This is a genomic window from Pedobacter heparinus DSM 2366 (assembly GCF_000023825.1).
GTDB classification, from domain to species: Bacteria; Bacteroidota; Bacteroidia; order Sphingobacteriales; family Sphingobacteriaceae; genus Pedobacter; species Pedobacter heparinus.
Map to the genome: position 1 here is coordinate 222175 of NC_013061.1, position 22729 is coordinate 244903.

Consider the following 22729-nt stretch of genomic DNA (forward strand, 5'->3'; position numbering starts at 1 on the left):
TTTGTATGTTTAAGCGTTCTTTACCAAAATAGATTCCAGCACATTTGCTGCATCTTCACATTTATCTGTAGCCAGTTCTAAAGTCTGCAGTACCTCTTTCTGTTTGATCAGCTCAATGGCATTGGTCTCAAACTCAAACAATCGGGCAATGGCAAGGTTACATACATAATCAGCCTGGTTTTCTCCGCTGTTGATGCGTACGCAGGCATCAGCAATTACACGGATGTTTTTAAAGCTCCTTAGTTCTTTAATGGCTTTTTCAAGGTCAGTGCACATTTCTACCAGCAATTCTGCCAGTTTGATCATGGCATCACCAATGTTGGTTACATTGTACAATTCTATATTGCTGGCCGATGCGTGGATATAATCTGCAATATCATCTACTGCGCTGGCCAGGGCATGGATATCCTCCCTGTCAAAAGGTGTAATGAAATTTTTACTCAATTCAAGGAAAATGGAGTGGGTAATGTCGTCGCCAACATGCTCCAAACGTTCCACTTCTTTAATGTGTTCTTTCCTTTTCTCCATATCAGTTGCACTAAGCGCAAGCAATAATGCCTGGGAAATCTTTAATACATTGCTTCCTGCCTGTTCAAATAAAGGCTGAAATTTCTTGTCTTTCGGGGTAAAGAACTTAAAAATGCTATTCATATTAATATTAAAATATGATGCAAAAGTATAAGAGTAATGTTAAGTTAGTGTTAAGTGTTAAGTTTATTTTAATTTAGCGCCTTGTTGTTAACCAATCTTTTCCAGGGTAAAGGCAAAGGTAGTCCCTATCTGCAGGGTACTCCGTACAGATATAATTTGCTCATGGGCCTCAAGAATATGTTTTACAATGGCCAGGCCCAGTCCGGTACCACCTTCCTCCCTTGATCTGTGCGAATCGATCCTGTAAAAACGCTCAAAAAGTCGCGACAGGTGTTTTTCATCTATACCGATACCATCATCAGTTACTTCTATCAGGTACTGATCGTGCAGTTCAAAGATCTTAATGGCAGTTGAGCCATATTCCTTTCCGTATTTTAATGAATTGTGGATCAGGTTGATCAGTACCTGTCTGATTTTTTCACGGTCTGCCCTTACAAAGGCAGGGTGGGTATATTTGTCTTTAAAAGAAAGGGTAATGTTCCTTTTACGGGCTGTATCTTCCAGACCGTCCATTACTTCCCGGGCAAGTGGCACGAAGTCGAACTTCTCATAATTGATGGGAATTTCCCCTGTTTCCAGCTTGGAAATAGAATCCAGGTCGGTAATCAGGTAGCTCAGCCGCTCTACATTCTTTTCTGCCTTATCCAAAAATTTAGCAGCCATCTCGGGGTCTTCCGTCAGGCAGTCCTGCAAAGTTTCGATATAACCCTGTATGGCAAACAGTGGGGTCTTAAATTCATGCGATACATTGGATAAAAACTCACGTCTGAACTGTTCCTGTTTTTTCAGCACTTCAATCTCACGTTTTTTAGCACCCGCCCATTCTTTTACTTCCTGTTCCACATCATTGATGGGGTCAGAACTTACATACTCGCCCAATGCATCTTTAAGGTCCTTACCCAGTTTCAGGTTATGGATCATCTTATAGATGAGCACTATTTTTGAATAGATATATTTCTCCAGCAGATAATAAAAAACAATAAAACTGGTGATAAAAGTTACCACAAAGGAAACCAGCATAAAATACCAGCTTTGCTGGAAATAGAAATTAACCAATCCGATAGACAGGCCCACTGCAAAGGCAGCAATTAACACCAAAACACTTAACTTCATCCTATTAATTTTATGGTAAGACAGCTGTCTATGCCAGGACCAATTTACAAGATAAATTCTATATGCTGATCTTTTCTGTGAGATATTTCCAATATCTTTTTGGTACATGCTGCACGTGTAGTTTCGTGTTTTTTCTGGCCGTAATATTGGTACTTTTGAAATAGTCTTTCCAGAGAACCGCATACAATGGTTCTTTTTCAGCTTGTATTTCAGTACATGGTTTTTGCAGTCTTCTTTCTGCTTCTGGTTCCAGGTAAATTTCTTCAACCCTTTCCAGGTTATAAAACAACCCGTAATGACGCTTTAAGTCGTAAATGACCCATTGCTGATCTGCATACCTGTGCTTAAAATGGCTCATAATTAAAGGCAGGACATTAAAGTCGGGGTCTATGCCGCAATAAAATATCCCATCTGCAGCATGTTGGAAACGGATAAAAGCCTCCATTCTGTGTTTTTCACGTTCTACCTTTTTCGCGGTTTGCGCTACATGAAGTACATACGCATTGCCGTAATTGCCTTCAGCTCCCGGCCCACTGCTAAAAATATAACAGGCAAATTCAAACAGGTAGCCGTAAGCCTCCGGCAGTTCAGCAAGAAAAGTGCAGTAAAATCTGCGCATCCATGCCTTGTCCAGTTTCTTTTGCAGACCTTTCCATACCCTGTCGGCCTTTTTACTGTCGTTATGTACAGCAAATACCTTGCTGAAAGCATCTGGCTGATGGTAATGTTCCAGTTTAAGTAAAACTTTTCCGGGCTTTCTTTCAAACCACTCATAAACTGCACAAAGCAGGCCTTCCAGGCTCCCATCTATCAGGTATATCATGGTTTAAAACAGGATCAGTTGCTGAACATCGTGCTTTAAATATTTGCTCTGGCTTTCTGCCAGGATAAACGTTTTGATCTGGGTTCCCTGATAATCTTTGAGCTGATAAGGTGTGTCTGCACAGGTGATGAAATGTTTTGCCCTGTTGTAAGCTACGCCTATTTTTTTGAGCTGGTCAATCCTTAATTTCCCGAATTTGCGCGCCTGTACAATTTTTTTCGCAGAGCTTACACCGATTCCGGGGATGCGCAGGATCATTTTATAGGCGGCCACATTAATGTCTACCGGAAAATACTGCAGGTTCCTTAATGCCCAGCTTAACTTTGGGTCAATGTCAATATCCAGGTGAGGGTTCGCCTCGTTGAGCAATTCATTCACATGAAATCCATAGAATCGCATCAGCCAGTCGGTTTGGTACAACCTGTTTTCACGGATCAGCGGTGGCTGGGAACCAAGCACAGGCAGCCTGTTGTCGTTGCTGATGGGGATATAGCCGGAGTAATAAACACGTTTCAGCGAAAAATCCTTGTAAAATGCAGCTGCAGTATGCATAATGTCCTTATCCGTTTCCGGAGTCGCCCCTATGACCATTTGCGTACTCTGCCCTGCAGGAACAAATGTTGGCGTACTTTTGAAGAGTTTCTTTTCGTCTTTTAACTGGATGAGCTGGCGCTGGACAACAGCAAGTGGTTTTTTTACCTCTTCATGATTTTTTTCAGGAGCCAGCAGTTTCAGTCCGCTTTCTGTTGGCATTTCCAGGTTAATGCTCATCCGGTCGGCATACAGGCCCGCTTCCCTGATCAGTTCTTCACTGGCACCAGGAATTGTTTTCAGGTGTATGTAACCATTAAAGCGTTCCTCCAGGCGAAGTTTTTTTACCACCCTGAGCAGACGCTCCATGGTGAAGTCTGCATTTTTAAAGATACCTGAACTTAAAAAAAGACCTTCTATAAAGTTGCGCCTGTAAAAGTTGATGGTCAATGATACTACCTCTTCTACCGTAAATGCTGCCCGCTCAATGTCATTGCTTTTGCGCGAAACGCAAAATGCACAATCAAAAATGCAGTGATTGGTCAGCAGGATCTTCAAGAGAGAAACACAGCGCCCATCCTCGGTATAGGTATGGCAAATACCGGAGGCATGGCTGTCTCCTAAGCCCTTATTGTCGTTTTTCCTGGTCCCACCGCTTGAAGAACATGAAACATCATATTTGGCCGCGTCGGCAAGTATGTTCAGCTTTTCCCTGATCCGTTCAGACATAATACTATAATTTACTAACAAATATAGTGATTATGCTAATTATATTAGTTTTTATTTAAACTTCCAAATAAAACTGATCCAGGTAGGCCAGCATAAAATCATGGCGCTGCCGGGCCATTTTTTTACCTTCCCCTGTTTTCATGAGGTCTTTTAACAGCAGCAGTTTTTCGTAAAAATGGTTGATGGTAGGGGCAGTTGTATTTTTATACTCCTCCTTGCTCATGTTTAGCTTAGGCTTAATTTCCGGGTCATATAAAACCCTGTTCTTATAGCCGCCATAGGTAAAAGCCCGGGCAATACCTATGGCACCAATGGCGTCCAGGCGGTCGGCATCCTGTACCACATCCAGTTCTTTAGACTGGAAGGTAACCAGGCCAAGGCTGGTCTTATAGCTCAGGTTCCTGATGATCTGTTGTACATGCTCAATAATTGCGGGTTCCAGGCCAATGCTCTTCATAAAGTCGCCAGCTATCCTTGGGCCAATTTCTTCATCACCGTTGTTAAACTTTGCATCTGCAATATCATGCAGCAGGGCAGCAAGGGCAACTACCAGTGCATCTGCTTTTTCGATGGCATTGATGTGTATTGCATTTTTATATACCCGCTCGATGTGAAACCAATCGTGCCCGGCTTCAGCATTGGCCAATGTTTTTTTAACAAATGTTATGGTCTGGTCAATCGTTGTATCCATTGGTATTTTGTATTAAGCTTTAACCGGACGCTCCTCTTCAGGTCTGCGGCTACCGTCGTACAGTTCGTACTCCAGCATACGGCAATCCAGCTTTCCATTATAAAACTCTACTTTACGGTCGGCCTTTAAGCCTATCTTTTTAGCCAGATCAGGGTTGCCGGTAAAAATATAGCCAGAATACCCCTTGCAATGCTGCTTCATAAAATCGCCCATGCGTTTATAGGTAGCTTCCAGCTTGGAATGCACGCCTAAACGTTCACCGTATTCGGGGTTAAATACGACTACGCCTTTTCCACCTTCGGGTACCGGTGTTTCGGCAAAATCGCAGACTTCAAAAGTGATCAGTGTATCTACACCAGCTGTTTTGGCATTTTTACGGCTGATGTCGACTGCATCATCCGATAAATCTGTAGCAATGATCTGCAGGTCCGTATTTTTAATTACCTGGTCCTTTAAAATTCTCCGCTCTGCAAAAAATACCTGTTCATCATAGCCTATAATGTGCATAAAGCCATAGTTCATGCGGAACAGGCCGGGCCGGCGGTTGGTCGCAATTAAAGCGGCCTCAATGGCAAGGGTTCCGGAACCGCACATTGGATTTACGAAAGGTGATTTCTGGTCCCACCTGGTACTCAGCACTACGGCTGCGGCAAGCGCTTCCAGCATGGGGGCCTTACCAGGGATTTTTCGGTAGCCATGTTTGGCTAAGGTCTCGCCCGAGGTATCCAGAAATATATCGGCCTCACTGTCTTTCCAGTACAAATGGACCACTGTTTTATTGGCATCAGAGCCCGAATTGGGGCGGATGCCTTTTTTTTCTTTAATGCGGTCAACAATCGCATCCTTCACTTTTAAGTTTGCAAAAAGCGGGGTAGTGATGGTGGGGTTATCCACATTGGAGGTTACTGAAAAATAACCCGAAAAATCAATCAGTTCTTCCCATGGCATATCCAGCAGCTCACGGTACAGCTCTTCCGGGTTATTGGCTTTAAAGCTGTTTAAGCTATACAAAATCTGGCTGGCACACCTCAGGTTTAAATTGAGCTTAATGCATTCGGTAAGGGTAATGTTCAATTCCAGGCCAGTTGGAAAATCCCTGACAATGGTATAGCCAAGGGCCTTAACCTCATCCAGAAGATAAGGCGAGAGCCTTTTGTTACAGGTAATGATAACCTTGCTTTTTGTGTGGAAAACTTGCATAATTTATTCTGCGAAGTTATCAATAAAAATATAGAGATTTGAACTTCGTAGTAGAATAAAAGAGTATTTGTTATGGAAATAAAAGGAAAAGTGCATGAAATTGGTGCATTACAGCAGGTGAGTGAAACTTTTAAAAAAAGAGACCTGATTATAGAGTATGCAGAAAACCCAACTTATCCTGAATACATCAGGTTTGAGGCTTTACAAGATAAAACCGCTTTATTTGACAGCTTAAAACAAGGCGATGATGTTGAGGTTTCATTCAATTTACGCGGACGTCCATGGACGGATAAAACCGGCAAAACTTCTTACTTTAACAGTTTGGTAGTATGGCGTATCAACGCACTTACAAACAGTGCAGCGGCAGCAACTACTCCAGCATATGCACCTCCGGCCGATCTGAACAGCGCACCGGGCGAGGAAGATGATCTTCCTTTTTAAGAGCTTTTTTAAATAAACAAATTGAACAATTTGCCGGAAATACCTTCCGGCATTTTTTTTGGCTTTATTTTTAAAAATAGTATTATTACACCTATAACAGCCTGTATCCATAATGGCATAAACAGAAAAATCATGGATAATAAACTAACAGAAAATAGCATCCTGGAACAGGAAAACAAGCTTCATAGTGCAATCAAAAATGGCAATATCACCGCGCTTGATCAGTTGCTGCATGATGACCTTTTGTTCATTCTCCCAAGCGGGGAAACAATAACCAAGGAGATGGATCTGAATACTTATCGCAATGGAGCATTAAAGGTTGACGAACTTCTACCTGATATTGAAAAGCTAAACATTATCGATGATATGGCGGTGATCACATTGAGCATTAAATTGAGTGGAAAGTTTAATGATGTACCGTTTGAAGCTAGCTATCGTTATATCAGGGTTTGGAAAAAATTTGGTGATGGGATTAAAGTAATAGGTGGAAGCGGAATTGCTATAAGATAATATGTCTATTCCTAAAATCTGTCTTGCTTCGGCCTGCTGCGTATTTTGCTCGTAGCTTGCGCACACCTGGCTCATAAAAAGGGTGCTTTTTACGAACAAGGTACAACCAAGGTATTGAGCAGCTGATAGCAAGGTGGCAGGTAAATCCTTTATTTAGAATAATTAAAAATAATTTGCATTGTAATGTTCCTTTTACATAGATTTGCTGCTGTTTAGAATCAGTCCAAACAATGTAATATGAAAAGAACTCTACACCTCTTAAATTTTTGCGCGCTCTTTTTGCTTTGTTCACTTACAGCCGATGCCCAGCAGACAGCTACAATTAAAGGAAAGATAGTAACTGCTGAAGGAAAACCGGCCGAAGGGATTTCTGTTAAGCTGAAAGGCAGAAAGCTTGGAGATGCCACCAATGGAAAAGGTGAATATAAGATTAGTAATGTGGCACCTGGTGATTACACCATACAAGTGTCGGCAATCGGGCTTTCCTATCAGGAAAAAAGGATCAGTATAGGAGCCGGGGAAGAACTGCAACAGAATTTTTCGCTGAATGAAACCAATGCCCGCCTTAATGAAGTAAACATTTCTGAAGGGCGTAAAAATAAATTTGCAGCCAGAAAAAGTGAAACGGTAGCTAAAATGCCTTTAAGAAACCTGGAGAACCCACAGGTGTATACCAGTATTTCAAAAGAACTGCTTGCCGATCAGCTGGTGACCAATTTTAACGATGCTTTGAAGAATTCGCCCGGGCTGGATAAATTATGGACCTCAACCGGTCGTGGTGGTGATGGGGCTGCTTATTATTCCTTACGTGGTTTTACCATACAGCCAACTATGGTTAACGGGGTGGCCGGTTTAACCAATGGTGACCTGGACCCTGCTGGTATTGAAAAAATTGAAGTGATCAAAGGTCCTTCGGGGGCACTGTTTGGGGGTACTTTAACCAGTTTTGGTGGTTTGATCAATATCATTACCAAAAAGCCACTCGATACTTTAGGCGGATCAATAAGTTATACAGCTGGTAATTTTGGCCTGAGCCGTCTTACGGCTGATGTATACGGCCCTGTAAATAAAGACAAAACCCTGCTTGCCCGTTTTAATACCGCTTATCATACGCAAAACAGTTTTCAGGATGCAGGTTTCAGAAAGTCGTTTTACTTTGCTCCGGCAATTGAATACCATGCTACAGATAAGCTGACCTTAAACCTGGATGCTGAGTTTTACAGCTATGAAGGCACCAACCCCTTAATGGTGTTTTTGAACAGGGGCAGGCAATTGATTGCACGTACACCGGAGGAGTTGAACTTCGATTGGAACCGCTCTTTTACGGCTAATGACATTACGGTTAAAACACCTGCCGTGAATATCCGTGGAAAGGCAAGCTATAAAATAAATGACCAATGGGTTTCGGAAACGAATTTATCGCGCAGTTACCGCCAGTCTGATGGCTATTATCAATATGTGATGTTTCTGGGTGCTACAGATACTGACCTGAGCAGGCTGGCCGCTTATCAGAACTCGACCAGTACGGCCATTGCCGCACAGCAGAATTTTATCGGCGACTTTAAAATCGGTAACTTAAGGAACCGCCTGGTAATTGGTTTAGACTTTTTGAGCCAGCACAACATCAATAACAATTCTCCTTATGTGACTTATGATGTGCTGCAGACCAATGACCTTACCTCGCTCAATGCCAATTATTCCAAGTTCAACCGTTCGGGACTGATTACCAAAATAGCAGCCAGTACCGGAGCATCTTCAAAAAGCAGCAATGTGATGAATGTGTATAGTGTATATGCATCCGATGTATTGAATATAACCGAACAGTTACTGGCAATGGCCAGCTTAAGGGTAGACCGTTTCCATAACCAGGGGACAGACAATTACGTTGCCGCTACAAATACTGGTGCTTACCTGCAAACAGCGTTTTCACCTAAATTTGGCCTGGTTTACCAGGTTGTGCCTGATCAGGTGTCTGTTTTTGCGAATTATATGAACGGGTTTAAAAATTCCGGGAATGCCATAGTACTGAGGAATGGTGTTTTCGAAGATAGTGCCCTTAAACCGCAACAAGCTAACCAGATTGAGGCTGGTGTAAAATTAGATGTATTCAGCAACAGGTTAAGCCTTACGGCCACCTATTATGATATTGCTGTAGACAATATGCCACTTAGCTTAACTGCTTCAGATAATGGCACATCACGTAATTATACCGTACAGGATGGTACCCAAAAAAGCAAAGGCTATGAATTTGACCTTACCGCCAATCCTGCAGAAGGCTTTAATGTAGTGCTGGGCTATAGCCATAACGATAGTAAAATGACCAAAGCCAGCCCAACTATTGAAGGGAGAAGACCGGTAAGTGCGGGGCCGGAAGACCTGGTTAACTTTTGGTTGAGTTATACAGTGCCTTATGGCGTGCTGAATGGTTTTGGTGCAGGTTTTGGTGGTAACTACGCCGGCAAAAATATAATTACCAGTACCACAACCACAGGCGATTTTACATTGCCTGCCTATACTGTATTGAATGCTTCCTTATTTTATAACATGCAGAAATTCCGTATTGGCTTAAAAATGGACAACCTGACCGATAAGCAATATTTTAAAGGCTGGACAACGGTAGAGGTGCAGCAACCAAGAAGCTTTCTTGCCAATATTTCCTTCAAATTTTAATTGGTGTGCTTGCTGCAAAAAAAAATAAAAAACCAAAAAGCCGGACCAGAAAGGTAGCCGGCTTTTTGCACCTCTGGCTCGGACTGGCTTCGGGGCTTGTGGTTTTTATTCTGGGGGTTACGGGCTGTCTCTATGTTTTTCAGAAAGAGATCTCTGATGTCATATACAGCGATCAGTTGTATGTAAAGCCACCCAAAAATGCCGTTGCCCTGCCGCTTACCCAATTGAAACAGATTGCAGAAAAAGCTTTGAATAGTCCGAATGTAACTGCAACCACTTATGCCGACCCCGAAAAAGCCTGGGAGTTTATGTATTATAAAGCAGGGAACGATAGGGCCTTAACTTTTTTTGGTACAGTAGAAGCCTATAAATCAGCTTTCATCAATCCCTATACAGGTCAGGTAACGGGTATCATGGATTATGAGAAGAATTTTTTTGTCATTGTCAAATATCTGCACTGGAGCCTGTTGTTGAATACCCAATACGGACAGCCTGTAGTAGGCTACAGCACCCTTGTTTTTGTAATAATGCTGATTACAGGAATGATTTTATGGTGGCCTAAAAACCTGAAGAGGAACAATCTCAATAAGAGTTTTAAAGTTAAGTGGAAGGCTAAGTTTAAACGACTCAATTATGACCTGCATAATGTGCCCGGTTTTTATGCCATGCTGATTACACTGGTGCTGGCACTTACCGGAATGGTATGGGCCATGAAATGGTTCCAGACCCTAGTCTATGTAGTGGCTTCACAATCTATAACACCTCCAAAACCAAACCGTTTAAGTTCTGATTCTACAGCTGTGGCCATAAAGGAACCTTTGAATATTGCTTTTGAAACCGCAAGGAAACAATTTCCGGATGCAAAAAGAATTGCCCTGTCTGCCCCAGACGGGAACAGTAAAGCCGCTGTGATCCGTGCTTTTGGCTACCGCGGCAAAGAAAACTATTACGATGTGGATGCCCTGCAGTTTGACCAGTTTACCGGGAAACTGCTTGGCCGTGAAAACTTTAAGGACAAGAACAATGGCGAAAAGCTCATCCGCATGAACTATGACATCCATGTAGGGGCGGTATTGGGCCTGCCAGGGAAAATACTGGCCTTTTTTGCCAGCTTAATTGCCGCCAGTTTACCCATTACCGGCTTTATCATCTGGTGGGGGCGTGGTAAAAAGAAAAAAGCCGCTATTTAGTATTCTTGCGCCAAACCTCGTAAATCTTAGCCCCTTTACTGCTCAGACCGCTATGGTGCCAGTCGCCATTTTCCAGCTTTCCATCAAATACCAGTGCTGCGCCTACACGACTGTTGTCGCGAGAAAAGAATTCAATGTTTTCGGTGTATTTGCCATCCTTAAAGGTATAGGAGCCACCACCGGTACCCGAGAACTGCTTCTTTGCAGGATCAATAGCCACCCATTGAAACTTAGTGCCAGTCAGCATTTTATAGGTCTGCCTGGTGCCTGTTTGGTGGAGAGGGGTAATTTTTCCGTCATCAGCCATGCGGCCCGTAATGCGCCAAAGTCCGGCAAGCGGAGCCTTGCTGTCGTCTACACGGTCAAAACTCACCTGGCCTTCCGGAACATCCAGCGACAGCTCGTTTGCTGTAAGGTTAAAGGGGATATCGGTTATTTTACCCACCTTAGTAGAATCGGCACTGTTAAATAAGGAAGTGCAGACCAGCTTGCTGCCCTTTGTTTCATAGTTGCCGCCCTGGGTCATGATAAACTGTTTTCCCTGGTATACAGTGTGAAAATAAAAGCCGTCGCTAAACAGCAGCTGGTGTGTTTTATTGCCTTCGCTCAGTTGCCAGGCCCCATTAACAGCTGTGGTTTGTGCGTTTAATTTGGAAAATGCAGTGCTACAGATCAGTACAGTAAACAACAATAATTTCATGGTCTTTGGGCCATCGCTTTTAATACTGGGGCAAAAGGCATTATAAATATAACAATTAAGCATCAGGAGCGTGTTAAAATTTGTTAAATTAAGGACTTATGTGTATCCGCTTCTTTATTTTTGATGAATAGTAAATGAAAAAAAGGAGCCTTTGGCTAATTACCGGACTCATGACCGTAGCATTGCTCGGTGTGTTTGTAATGCAATTGTATTACATCAGGCAGGCCTATAACCTAAATTCCCAGCTATTTGAACAGGATGTGAACCAGGCATTAAATGCGGTGGTTACCAAAGTACAAAAACGCAATGCAGCCTTGCACATCAGCAGGAAGGACAGGCAAATGGAGCTGGAAAGGAAGGCCGAGGTGCAGGACCAGGCCAAACAGCTGGTAGAATATAAGGACCGCTTTAAAGAAGAAGCGCAAAAGCGCGTACTGGAACGGCAGCGGCTCATTGTAGCCGACCTGAACCAGACCGATCTTGAGATCAGAAAGTCATACGCCAATCCCATCCTGATCTCTGAAGATGAATTTCGTGCTGCCTCCGATCTGGGTAATCCCAATAAATCGCCGGTGCATGTAGACGTAAATGTAGGGCTTGATGCTTTTGGAAATGTAGTTGCCGGACAGATCAAATCGACCTTTGTACAGGAAAGACCGAAGCTTTTTAATGTAGCGCAGACTAAACTGCCAGATAGTATCCATTACCTGGCAGTTGATCCCGGTACCGGGAAAAATGTGCTGATCAGTGTAAGAACAGTGAGTGCTGAACTGGAAAGGAAATTTATCCTGGAAGATAACCTGGCCAAAAGGAAGTACGATGAAGGCTTGAAAAGGTTGATGTCCGATACCATTCCAATGAAGCCGGGGGCCGATATCCTGTTGCAGGACGTGGCCAAGGAGATGCGCGATGCCAATGTGCCGCTGAGTAAAATGATTGCTAAAGATGTGCTGGATACCCTCATCAAGAAGGAGCTGCTGAACAGGAACATTACACTCAAATATGATTTCTGGGTAGGCCTGGCACAAAAGGATTCCCTGGTGTATCGGAAAGCGGCCAACACAACCGGAGAATTATTACCTAAAAATACCTATAAAGCAACACTTTTTAATTCTGTGATTCGCGATCCGGGTATGTTATACCTGTATTTTCCAAATAAAAACTCACTCATATTTGCTAATCTAAGTGTAACGATGGCCTCTTCTGCGGGATTGTTGTTGGTGCTGATCTTCATTTTTGCCTATACCATTTACACCATTCTGAGGCAGAAAAAGATTTCTGAAATGAAGACGGACTTTATCAACAACATGACCCATGAATTTAAAACACCCGTAGCCACCATTATGATTGCCAGTGAGGCCCTTAAGGATCCGGAGATTGTAGCGGATAAAAGCCGCATCAGCAGGCTCGCCGGAATTATCTATGATGAGAATGTACGTTTGGGTAACCACATAGAAAGGGTGCTGAGCATTGCACGACTGGAAAAGAAAGAGTTAAAACTGGAGCATAAGGAAGTGAATATCCACGACCTGATCACGGCGGTGGTAGACAGCATGAACCTGCAGCTGCAAAAGAAAAATGCCCGGGTAACCTTAAACCTGGAAGCCCTTCAGCCAGTTATTTTGGGTGATGAGCTGCACCTGTCCAATGTATTTTATAATCTGGTAGACAATGCCAATAAATACAGTTCGGAAAATCCTAAAATTACCATCACCACCAGGAATACTGACAAAGCATTGCACATTGAAATTGCCGATGAAGGTATTGGCATGACCAAAGAACACAGCAAACGTATTTTTGACCAGTTTTATAGGGTGCCAACCGGTAACCTGCACGATGTAAAAGGTTTTGGCCTTGGGCTTAACTATGTGCAGGACATCATCGAGCAAATGAACGGCTCTATAAAAGTACAGAGTGAAAAAGATAAAGGAACTACCTTTGAAATCAATTTACCGCTAAACCATAACCACAGCAAATGAAAAGAATACTATTGGTAGAAGATGATCCCAATCTTGGATTGCTCTTACAGGATTACCTTCAATTAAAGGGCAAGTTTGATGTGGTGCTATGTGCAGATGGGGAAGAAGGCCTCAAAGCATTTAGCAAACAGGAATTCGACCTTTGCATCCTGGATGTCATGATGCCCAAAAAGGATGGTTTTACCCTGGGCAAAGAAATCAGGAAGATCAATCAGGAGGTGCCCATTATTTTTGCTACGGCCAAGGCCATGATGGAAGATAAGGCATCGGCCTATGATCTGGGCGGTGATGATTACATCACCAAGCCCTTCAGGATTGAGGAGCTGCTGCTGCGGATCAATGCATTGTTAAAAAGGGTAGCTGTAAAAGAACACACTGATCCGGGACCCGCACAAACACAATTTCAGATCGGAGATTATACTTTCGATTATACCACACAGCTGATCCATTATGATGGGCTGCAGCAAAAATTATCTACCAAGGAGGCCGAGCTGCTGCGCCTGCTTTGCCTTAAGAAGAATGCCGTGCTTACCCGTGAAGAAGCATTGCTGAGCATTTGGCATGATGACAATTATTTTAACGGGCGCAGCATGGACGTGTTTTTAAGCAAACTGAGGAAATACCTTCGAGAAGATCCTAAAGTCGAGATCTTAAACGTCCATGGCAAAGGTTATAAGCTGCTGGTAAATTAAAGGAACAGCGTTTTTAATGCATACTTTCCCCAATTACCCGATTTTGCTGCAAAAGTGCTTACCGCCTCCTGAAGACCTTTCCGGTCTTTGGGCTTCCCTTTAACAGGGGGCTTAAGCTCATTGCCGGTAACCGGCCGGTCTGTTACTTTTGTGGCAAACCAGGTTACATGTTCATGGGGCATGGCCAGGCCAAGTATCATCCCCGGTAAACCGTTAAAAGACTCGGGGCCACCTGAAACCGGGATTTTATCGGTATAAAAAGCAACAATATAGATAGAGTCGGCAACAATTGCATTTGCCCGCCGGCATTCGTAACCTGCAATGTTGCGCATTTCTCCGGTCAATTTCCAGTTGATCTTTCTGACCGTATCTTTCAGCAGAAAGGTCTCTTCAAAAAATTTTTTTTGTGAGGTAAACAAACCTGTTGTCAGATCGGTATAGGTAATGTTGTCTTGTGTACCAAAAGGGATCTGGATAAAGTTGCTCCCGGCAGTTTCGTTGGCAATGGGGCTAAAAAGTGTTTGATTCCCGGCGAAATATAAGGTACTGTTTAGTTTTTTAAACTGTGGCTGGGTTCTTTTGTAATTTTCATAAGCATCAGAAAGGTAGCTGTTGCTTTGGTTTCCTACCATCTTTTTTAAAATGGCATGGGTATTTACAGAACGCTCAAATTCGATTACGCCCTGGTTGGTAAACCTTACGTTTTGTGCCTGTATGGGTCCTATGGCCAGTAACAGGTAAATAATTAGTGCAGGTATGTGTTTCATAATGCTTATTTGTTAACTGATCCGCCCATTTTATTAAAATCCCAGATTACAGAGAACATAAAGTACCGCCGTATAGTGGTATAACTGTTCTGGATGATCCTGTTGCTCCAGGCACTTCTGCTCTGGCCGGTATTCTGGTTCAGCAAATCGTTGCCTTTAATTTCCAGTGTCAGGTTCTCCTCCTTAAAGAATTTTTTGCGGATGGACGCGTTCCAGATGGTGCGTTCAAAATTGTTGTCAAATGAGGCCGTTGCTGCTGTAAACTGATAATCGGCATCGGTGTTCAGCTGAAATTTAGCCGGCAGGAACAGGGTAAACCCGGCCCTGGAGTTTAAGTTCCAGCCATTGTTGTTCACCTGTTGTTGTAAAGAGGACTGGCTGGTATTGTAACCCGGCTCGATCCGGATGTTGAAGCTGTATTTTTTTGCGTCCCATCTGGATACAGAAAAGCTGCCCGAAAAGTTATAAGACTCAGCCTCGTTCAGGGCTTTGTTGATGTAATTGTAGGCTGTATTGCCATAGGCGTTTAGACCAAGGCCTATCCTGAGGTCCAGCGATTTGATTTTCCGGTCGCCACCAAAATAAAAATTGAAGTTCTTGGGCATCTTGCTACTCAGGTTGATGGATTGATAAGTGTTTTTACCGGCAGCATCAGTGGTCATATTGCTTACTATGGCATTGCTGGTAAAACCAAAGGAGGCACCGATATAAAGGCCTTGTTCGCTGAGCACTTTATAAGAATTGTAATTCAGGTTAAAGCGGTTTGAAAATGATGGGTTCAGGTCTTTGTTACCTATGGTAATGTTTAAGGGGTCGGTGTTTACGCGTATGGGCTGTATATCGCTTAGCTGGGGCTGGGTATTGTTGCCGTTGTAGGCGAAACGAAATGTAGCCTGCTGCGAAATCTTGAGCAGGTAGGATGCCTGTGGGCTCCAGTTGATGAAATTCCGGTCAAAGTTCCGGTCATGATAAACATCATATTGGTTAAACCGTACTGCAGTTGCCTTTGTGCCAAAGTTGATGGTGGTCTTGTTTTGTTTGTAATTAAAAACTGCACCCAGCTGATTGGTAAGCTGGTTAAGTTCGTAATCGTTACTGTATAAGGTATCCAGGAGGTTATACCTTCCACTGCCTGCCTGGTTAAAAGACTTCCTGTCGGATGTCCCATTATTAAAGCCCAGGCCATAATTAAACACCAGGGCAAGGCTTTTGGAAAGCGGTTCTGTGTAGGTGAGGTTGGTATTTAATACCGAGTTTATCCCATCATTGGTCTTGTACTGGTTGATGTGGCTGACACTGTCCTGCCCGCCTGTTTCATTAAAAAAGGTATTTACAGAATTTAAAAAGCCGGCACTGGAGTTTTTGGTGAGGGAATAGCTCATGTTTGCTGAAAAAGTGCGGCGGGGTTTTTTAAATTTTAAGGTATATAAAGCACTCATGTTAAAGAGCTGATCTTTCCCATCATTGCTCAGGTTCCTTTCGCTGGTGTTGAGCAGGCCTATGCCTGCTTTTGTGCTGCTGGAATTAAATTCGGAGTTTGTTTCAGAATTTTTGAGTGTGCCATCTACGGATATTTTTAAGGTAGATACAGAATCAAGGTTGGCAAAATAACTGAGGTCCAGCTTTTGCCTGAAAATGTAATTGTCAAAGTTCTGATCGGAATTGCTGTTTAAGATCCCATCAGGCAGGTTGTTCTGGGTAAGCGTATTTTTGGTGCCCTTTACCCCCAGCGATCCTATTTTATAATTGGTGTTGAGGCTTTGTTTGTCCTTATTCCATTTGGTGTCATAATGCAGTCCACCAGTGCGTGCCAGAGGGATACCTTCATTGTTGTACCGTCCGTCATAAGATTCCAGCTCATCACCACGGCCCCCCATTGTAATCATCATGCCGCCATCATCACTAAACTCTACTGTTGTACCCGAATTGTATTTTCTGCTGTCCTGCCAGCTAAGTCCGGTTTTTCCGGTATTGGCCAGCGTACTGTAGACCGAGAATTTTTGTTTGGCCTTAAAAACATTGAACATGCCCTGCAAACCGTAAAAGTCATCCGTTCCTGCGCCGGCATCTATTTTTCCAAAGTATCCTTTTTTCTTGTCTTCCTTTAGCTTCAGGTTAATGGTCTTTTCGGTTTTGTCGTCATCTATACCAGTAAATACGGCCTGGTCGCTTTTTTTATCGTAAAGCTGTACTTTATCTACCATATCGGCCCGCAGGTTCTTTGTTACCAGGGTCGGGTCATCCCCAAAAAATTCATCCCCATCCACCAAAACTTTAGTCACCGTTTGCCCCTGGGCCGTAATTTTCCCGTCTTTGTCTACCTGTATGCCGGGCAGTTGCTGTAAAAGGTCTTCTACCCTTGCATTGGGCCGTACGGTAAAACTACCTGCATTAAATTCGGTCGTGTCCCCCTTCATTTTGATGGCGGCTATTTTTCCTTTGATGATCACATCATTCAGCAAAGTTGATTTCAGGATCATGTTCAGGCTGCCAAAGTCTTTAATTGCATGCGCGGTATCCAAGGTAAAATCTTCGGCATAGTCGGCATATCCGGGGTAGGTAACCAGTAAAATAAATTTACCGGGACGCAGCGTTGCTAAGGAAAAATTACCTTCAGCATCGGCCCTGCCAAACTTTACCAGGGTAGAATCTTGTTGGTTTAATACCGTAATAGTGGTGTTCACCAGTTTATAGGTGGCCATACTATCTGTAACAGAACCTTTAACAGCGTAACCTTGCTGGGCAGAAACTTTCAGAACAAGGCATAAGAATAGGGCAATCAGAGCAATTAATTTCATTTGGCTAGGTGTGGTTTAATCTAAAGTTATAACTAAAACTTTAGTAATAGAAATTTTTTTTTGTTAATTTTTGTTAATTTTTTTGTAATCCTGTCCTTAGCTTAAATATTGTTACTTTTATAAAAGACAATAGTTAACCGCTTTTATCTATTTATCCTCATGAAACTCAAATTGCCTTCTGTACATTCCTTATGGTTAAGTTTCCTTAGGGTCATATCCCGGTTTCCTTTACAGGTGTTACTCTCTATAACAGCTACACTGGCCTGGTGCATTGTGGTAAACCCTACCCGGGCCGTTAAACCTATAGAAGAGCAGCTGATAGAGTTTATTGCCATATGCAACCTGGGCTTGACCTTATTGCTGGCTGCCGATCTGTATGCCGAGGTAAACCATTATAGCCGGGCAAAGCAATGGGGATTGCGTTTGCTGATGGTCCTGATTTGTACCGGCCTGTACTTTTTACTGAACCCGTATTTTTACCTGGCCGATACTTACCGTATTGCCCTGCTGGCTTTTGCCTTTCACCTGCTGGTCGCTTTTGCCCCTTTTATCAGGCATGGCAATTTAAATGGTTTCTGGCAGTATAATAAATCACTTTTCCTGAGGTTTCTTACCGCTGCCCTGTATGCAGCCGTACTTTTTGCAGGGCTGGCCATTGCGCTGGTGGCTATCGACGGCCTGTTTAGTGTAAAGATTGGCTGGCAAACTTATATGCGGTTGTTTGCTGTCGTAACCGCCGGGTTTATGACCATTTTTTTCCTGGCTGGTGTGCCTGAAAGTTTTGAAGGGCCCGATACTGAAGAAACCTATCCTAAAGGCCTTAAAATATTTACCCAATATGTGCTGATTCCATTAATGACCATTTATCTGGCCATTTTACTGGTATACGAGATCAAGATCATTTTTTTGTGGGAATTGCCTAAAGGCCTGGTCTCTACGCTGATCCTCGGTTATGCCGTATTTGGCATTTTATCATTGCTGCTCATTTATCCCATTAAGGAAAAGGAGGGCAACGGCTGGATGAAATTATTTTCCAGGTTCTTTTACGTGATGATGGTGCCCCTGGTGGTATTGCTTTTACTGGCAGTGTGGAAAAGGGTAGGCAATTATGGCATTACCGAATCCAGGTATATCCTGATCATCCTGGCGGTATGGCTTACTTTTATTACGGCTTATTTCCTGGTCAGCAAAAAGCAGAACATCAAAATTATTCCGGTAAGCCTTTGTATCCTGGCACTGCTAACTACTTACGGGCCACAGAGTGCTTTTTCGGTCTCTGAATATTCTCAGCTGGCCCGCTTAAAAAAGCTGATGGCCTCTAAGGTTAAAAAAGATACAGACCAGCGTGCATCGGTTGTGCGTTACCTGGTAGAGCGGCATGGCCTGAGTGCTTTACAGCCTTTTACCCGGGTAGACTTAAGGGCACTGGAAAGTAAAATGGAACTGAAAGCGGGAAGCCAATCGCGCTATACTTTAAAAAGTGATAAAACGGATACCGCATTTGCACTGCTGAAGATTACAGACAATAGCTACAGCACAAACATAGACAACCGGCATTTTGCACCCGAAACAGAAAACCTGGTACAGGTTAAAGGTTATGATTATGTAATTGCAGTTGAAAATTATACCGACAAACAGACCTTTAAAATAAACAACATCAATCTGGAGCTTGAAAAGGTGAGGCAGTATGGTAACCTGAGGTTGAAGGTAGGGACAGCACCTGCAGTTGAATTTGATGTCAGAAAAATGGCCAAAACTGCGGTTGCCTTATATAAGGCCGGCAAATTAAAAGGCAAACCAGACGATACAGGTTATGCTTACCTGCCGCAGGACAGCCTTTCTTTAACGCATCAGCTGGGCAATATGGAAATTAAACTTTGCATCACTTCCCTCAATAGTTCCCTCAATACAGGTGATGAGGAAGACTTTACAAGATGGCTAAATTACAATGGTTACCTGCTGATTGGGTTAAAGTAGTCAATTCTTGTTAGCTTTGCAGTATGCTGAATTCAGAAAATGCCAACCCTGCGGAGCTTGCGGCCAGATTTGTAAACTATACTTCCAAACACATTTTCCTGACCGGAAAAGCGGGCACAGGCAAAACTACTTTTTTGAGGCATTTAATTGAACTTACCCATAAAAAAGCGGTAATAGCTGCACCCACAGGTATTGCGGCCATCAATGCAAGCGGGGTAACCATCCATTCTTTATTCCAGCTTCCCTTTGGGGCTTATTTGCCCAAACAACCGGCAGCAGAGGGCAACCATTACAACCAGCAGTACAATACGCCGAAATCTATTGTCAGGCATTTAAATATGACAGCTGCCAAGCGTAAGGTGCTGGTAGATATGGAATTGCTCATCATTGATGAGGTGAGCATGCTAAGGGCCGATCTGCTGGATGCGATAGATATGGTGTTGCGCTACATCAGAAGGAACAACAGCGCCAGCTTTGGTGGGGTACAGGTCTTGTTTATTGGCGACCTGCACCAGCTGCCACCCGTGGTAAAATCGAACGAGTGGACCCTGCTTGGGCAGTTTTACAACAGCGCCTATTTTTTTGATGCACATGCCCTGCAGCAGCAGCCACCTGTTTATATAGAGCTGGAAAAGATTTACAGGCAGGCCGACGATGTATTTATCCGTTTGCTGAACAACTTACGCAACAATGAAGTCAGCCCCCAGGATGTTGCCTTACTGGAAAAATATTATAAAGCTGATTTTAAGCCGGCTATTGCCGATAAATACATTACGCTCACCACCCATAACCATAAAGCCGATACCTTAAATAAACAAAGCCTGGAAGAACTGGATAGTCCGTCCTATCTTTATATGGCCAGGGTTGATGATGAATTTAGCGAATATGCTTACCCCGCAGAGCATATCCTGGAACTAAAAAAGGGCGCACAGGTGATGTTCATCAAAAACGATCCAACGGGTGAGCAGCGCTTTTTTAACGGTAAGATAGCTACGGTAATTTCCCTGACGCCTGACAGGATTGAGGTGCAGACGGAAGGTAACAACGAAAAGATTGTAGTTGAAAAATATAAATGGGAGAACATCAGGTATACTACTGATAAGGTGAGCGGCGAGATCAAAGAAGAGCTGATCGGTACCTTTACCCAATATCCGCTTAAACTGGCCTGGGCAATTACGGTGCACAAAAGTCAGGGCCTTACTTTCGACAAGGCCATTATCGACATAGGCAATGCCTTTGCACCTGGTCAGATCTATGTGGCCCTGTCGCGGTTACGTTCGCTGAACGGGCTGGTGCTCACTTCCCAGATCTCGGGTTCAGGCATCCGGCAGGACCAGAATGTTTCTTTTTTCTCCAGGCATAAACAGGAGCATTCGGTACTGGAAAACCAGATTGTACAGGAAAGTGAAAACTTTTTAAGGTCATACCTGCTGCAGTGTTTCGACCTGACTCCCCTGGATAATTATGTATATGAGCATGTCCATTCCTATACCAAAGACATCAACAAATCGGCCAAGCAAAAGCATGTAAAATGGGCTGCACAATTGCTAAAGGACCTGTCTGAAGTAAAGGTACATTCCAGTAAGTTTTTGGCACAAATCCAAAGGCTGTACCAGGATAAATCGGAAAGGGGGCTACAAACCCTGCTGGAAAGGACTACCGCTGCCGAAAATTATTTTAAACCCCTGCTTGCGGCGTTTTCAAAAAGAATATTTGAACGCATGGAACTGGTAAAACAGGACAAGCAGGTGGTGGCTTATTTAACTGAACTGCTTGAAATGGAAGCCCTGTTTTACGAACAGCTCAAAAAGATCCGTAAAGCTACCGCTCTATTGAACGCCACCATTAGCGGTAAAGAATTTACGAAACAGGATGTAAATGCCCTGCTGAGTCAGGCTGAAAGAGCAGCCCAGATGGAAACGGTTTTTGCTATGCCCGGCAAGCTGGACTTTACCGATAAAAAAACAAAGGCTAAATCGGCCGCCAAATCGAAAGCCCCTAAAAAGGAAAAAGAACCCAAAACAGATACCAAAGAACTGTCGCTCGCCCTGCTAAAGGAGGGAAAGACCATTGCCGAAATTGCCGAAGAACGCAAAATGGTTGCCGGTACCATAGAAGGCCACCTGGCCCATTATGTAGCTAAACAGGAAATATCAGCAAAAGAAATTATAGGGGCCAGAAAGTTGGAAGAGATCCTCGCCGCCATAAAAAAACTGCAAACCATACAGATGAACCCGATTAGGGAGCTGCTGGGCAGGGATTATTCTTTTGGCGAGATCAAGATCGGGATTGCTGCGCACCTGGCTGAAAGGGAATAGGAAGACTGTCTTAAAGGTCTTACCAGTTCAGCTCGCCTTCAAACACTTTTTCGGCAGGGCCACATAAAAACACATTTGTAAACTGCCGGCCATTGTAATCAAATTCTACACTTAAATCGCCGCCCAGCACCTTAACAGGTGTTTTGAGGTGTCCGCTTTGCTGTTTGTGCAGGGCCATAGATAAAGCTACTGCTGTAACTCCTGTACCGCAGGCATAGGTTTCATCCTCTACGCCACGTTCAAAGGTGCGTACAAACAGATGGTCGCCTTTGTCTTCTACAAAGTTTACATTGATGCCCTCTTTTTTATAGGTCTCATTGTTGCGTATAGCCTTGCCTTCATGGTAAACATCATAAGTAGCCAGGTTTTCCATGCGGGCAACATAATGTGGAGATCCGGTGTTCAGCACATAAGCTTCTCCATCCCTGCCGATGGTGTCAATATCTATCATCTGCAGCTCTACCCAGTTGCCCTCAGCTGAAATTTTGGCATAGTGCGGGCCATCTACTGCCAAAAAGTTAGTTTCTTTGTCAATGATACCCAGGTGTTTGGCAAAAGCTACAATGCACCTGCCCCCGTTGCCACACATACTGCCCGGCCTGCCGTCTGAGTTAAAATAAAGCATCTCAAAATCATAATCAGGATGGCTGGTCAGAAACATCAGCCCGTCTCCGCCGACACCAAAACGTCTGTCGCATATTTTTTTAACCCATTCATAATCAATATCTTTGATTGGACTTGCACTGTGGTCAATCAGGATAAAATCGTTTCCTGCGCCCTGGTATTTGAAGAAATGGATGTTCATTGGAGTGATATACGGGTATTTAACATTTTTTAACAGTATTCATGACTGTTTACAGATGCAAATATCGGTGATATGGTATTAAATTTGAATAAATCATTGAAAAAAGAATATTAACGATTTTTTAACAGATAAATTTAAACTGAT

General features: G+C 43.4%; 18 protein-coding genes. 8 read left to right on the plus strand and 10 right to left on the minus strand.

Features of this window, described 5'->3' with window-relative positions; genetic code table 11:
• Window positions 1–9 precede the first annotated feature (9 nt).
• From PHEP_RS00955 to PHEP_RS00980, 6 genes are all read right to left on the minus strand, one after another.
• On the minus strand, window positions 10–651 hold the full coding sequence (locus PHEP_RS00955; protein ID WP_012780370.1) for a DUF47 domain-containing protein: 642 nt from the start codon (window positions 649–651) through the stop codon (window positions 10–12).
• An 87-nt stretch (window positions 652–738) separates the two neighbouring features.
• Entirely contained in the window at window positions 739–1764 is a 1026-nt protein-coding gene (locus PHEP_RS00960; RefSeq protein ID WP_012780371.1) for a sensor histidine kinase, read from the minus strand.
• 58 nt (window positions 1765–1822) lie between these two features.
• Window positions 1823–2587, minus strand: a complete 765-nt coding sequence (locus PHEP_RS00965; RefSeq protein ID WP_012780372.1) for a TIGR03915 family putative DNA repair protein — start codon at window positions 2585–2587, stop codon at window positions 1823–1825.
• A 3-nt stretch (window positions 2588–2590) separates the two neighbouring features.
• On the minus strand, window positions 2591–3847 hold the full coding sequence (locus tag PHEP_RS00970; protein WP_012780373.1) for a putative DNA modification/repair radical SAM protein: 1257 nt from the start codon (window positions 3845–3847) through the stop codon (window positions 2591–2593).
• Window positions 3848–3902: 55 nt separating this feature from the next.
• Complete coding sequence (locus PHEP_RS00975) at window positions 3903–4538, minus strand: HD domain-containing protein (RefSeq protein WP_012780374.1); 636 nt, start codon at window positions 4536–4538, stop codon at window positions 3903–3905.
• A 12-nt stretch (window positions 4539–4550) separates the two neighbouring features.
• The gene (locus tag PHEP_RS00980; protein ID WP_012780375.1) at window positions 4551–5738 is read right to left on the minus strand and encodes a THUMP domain-containing class I SAM-dependent RNA methyltransferase; all 1188 of its coding nucleotides are present in this window, start codon (window positions 5736–5738) and stop codon (window positions 4551–4553) included.
• 72 nt (window positions 5739–5810) lie between these two features.
• On the opposite strand from PHEP_RS00980, the gene PHEP_RS00985 reads away from it, so the two are divergent.
• The 4 genes from PHEP_RS00985 to PHEP_RS01000 all read left to right on the plus strand — a co-directional run bounded on the left by PHEP_RS00985 (window position 5811) and on the right by PHEP_RS01000 (window position 10549).
• Entirely contained in the window at window positions 5811–6179 is a 369-nt protein-coding gene (locus PHEP_RS00985; RefSeq protein WP_012780376.1) for a DUF3127 domain-containing protein, read from the plus strand.
• Window positions 6180–6311: 132 nt separating this feature from the next.
• Complete coding sequence (locus PHEP_RS00990) at window positions 6312–6689, plus strand: nuclear transport factor 2 family protein (RefSeq protein WP_012780377.1); 378 nt, start codon at window positions 6312–6314, stop codon at window positions 6687–6689.
• Window positions 6690–6926: 237 nt separating this feature from the next.
• Entirely contained in the window at window positions 6927–9359 is a 2433-nt protein-coding gene (locus tag PHEP_RS00995; protein WP_012780378.1) for a TonB-dependent receptor, read from the plus strand.
• Between the two features lie 5 nt (window positions 9360–9364).
• Window positions 9365–10549, plus strand: coding sequence for a PepSY-associated TM helix domain-containing protein (locus tag PHEP_RS01000; RefSeq protein WP_012780379.1), 1185 nt, complete (start codon window positions 9365–9367; stop codon window positions 10547–10549).
• Here the strand turns inward: PHEP_RS01000 and PHEP_RS01005 are convergent.
• Window positions 10542–11249, minus strand: a complete 708-nt coding sequence (locus PHEP_RS01005) for a hypothetical protein (RefSeq protein ID WP_036675069.1) — start codon at window positions 11247–11249, stop codon at window positions 10542–10544. The genes PHEP_RS01000 and PHEP_RS01005 overlap by 8 nt on opposite strands.
• 134 nt (window positions 11250–11383) lie before the next feature.
• Between PHEP_RS01005 and PHEP_RS01010 the strand changes: the two genes are divergently transcribed.
• Together PHEP_RS01010 and PHEP_RS01015 are read left to right on the plus strand one after the other, a co-directional pair.
• On the plus strand, window positions 11384–13228 hold the full coding sequence (locus PHEP_RS01010; protein ID WP_012780381.1) for a sensor histidine kinase: 1845 nt from the start codon (window positions 11384–11386) through the stop codon (window positions 13226–13228).
• Entirely contained in the window at window positions 13225–13920 is a 696-nt protein-coding gene (locus tag PHEP_RS01015) for a response regulator transcription factor (protein WP_012780382.1), read from the plus strand. The genes PHEP_RS01010 and PHEP_RS01015 overlap by 4 nt, the downstream gene beginning before the upstream one ends.
• Here the strand turns inward: PHEP_RS01015 and PHEP_RS01020 are convergent.
• Both PHEP_RS01020 and PHEP_RS01025 read right to left on the minus strand, forming a co-directional pair.
• Window positions 13917–14687 carry a GLPGLI family protein gene (locus PHEP_RS01020; protein ID WP_012780383.1) on the minus strand — a complete coding sequence of 257 codons (771 nt, stop codon included), beginning with the start codon at window positions 14685–14687 and terminating at the stop codon, window positions 13917–13919. The two genes, PHEP_RS01015 and PHEP_RS01020, sit on opposite strands and share 4 nt — an antisense overlap.
• 5 nt (window positions 14688–14692) lie before the next feature.
• The gene (locus tag PHEP_RS01025) at window positions 14693–17485 is read right to left on the minus strand and encodes an outer membrane beta-barrel family protein (RefSeq protein WP_012780384.1); all 2793 of its coding nucleotides are present in this window, start codon (window positions 17483–17485) and stop codon (window positions 14693–14695) included.
• A gap of 159 nt (window positions 17486–17644) precedes the next feature.
• On the opposite strand from PHEP_RS01025, the gene PHEP_RS01030 reads away from it, so the two are divergent.
• Both PHEP_RS01030 and PHEP_RS01035 read left to right on the plus strand, forming a co-directional pair.
• Window positions 17645–19462 (plus strand): DUF4153 domain-containing protein, encoded by a 1818-nt coding sequence (locus PHEP_RS01030; RefSeq protein ID WP_012780385.1) that lies wholly within the window; start codon window positions 17645–17647, stop codon window positions 19460–19462.
• A 23-nt stretch (window positions 19463–19485) separates the two neighbouring features.
• Window positions 19486–21780 carry a helix-turn-helix domain-containing protein gene (locus PHEP_RS01035; protein ID WP_012780386.1) on the plus strand — a complete coding sequence of 765 codons (2295 nt, stop codon included), beginning with the start codon at window positions 19486–19488 and terminating at the stop codon, window positions 21778–21780.
• 19 nt (window positions 21781–21799) lie between these two features.
• Here the strand turns inward: PHEP_RS01035 and dapF are convergent, their stop codons facing one another.
• A complete protein-coding gene (gene dapF / locus PHEP_RS01040; protein ID WP_012780387.1) occupies window positions 21800–22585 on the minus strand; it encodes a diaminopimelate epimerase in 786 nt (261 codons plus the stop codon).
• Window positions 22586–22729: the final 144 nt, after the last annotated feature.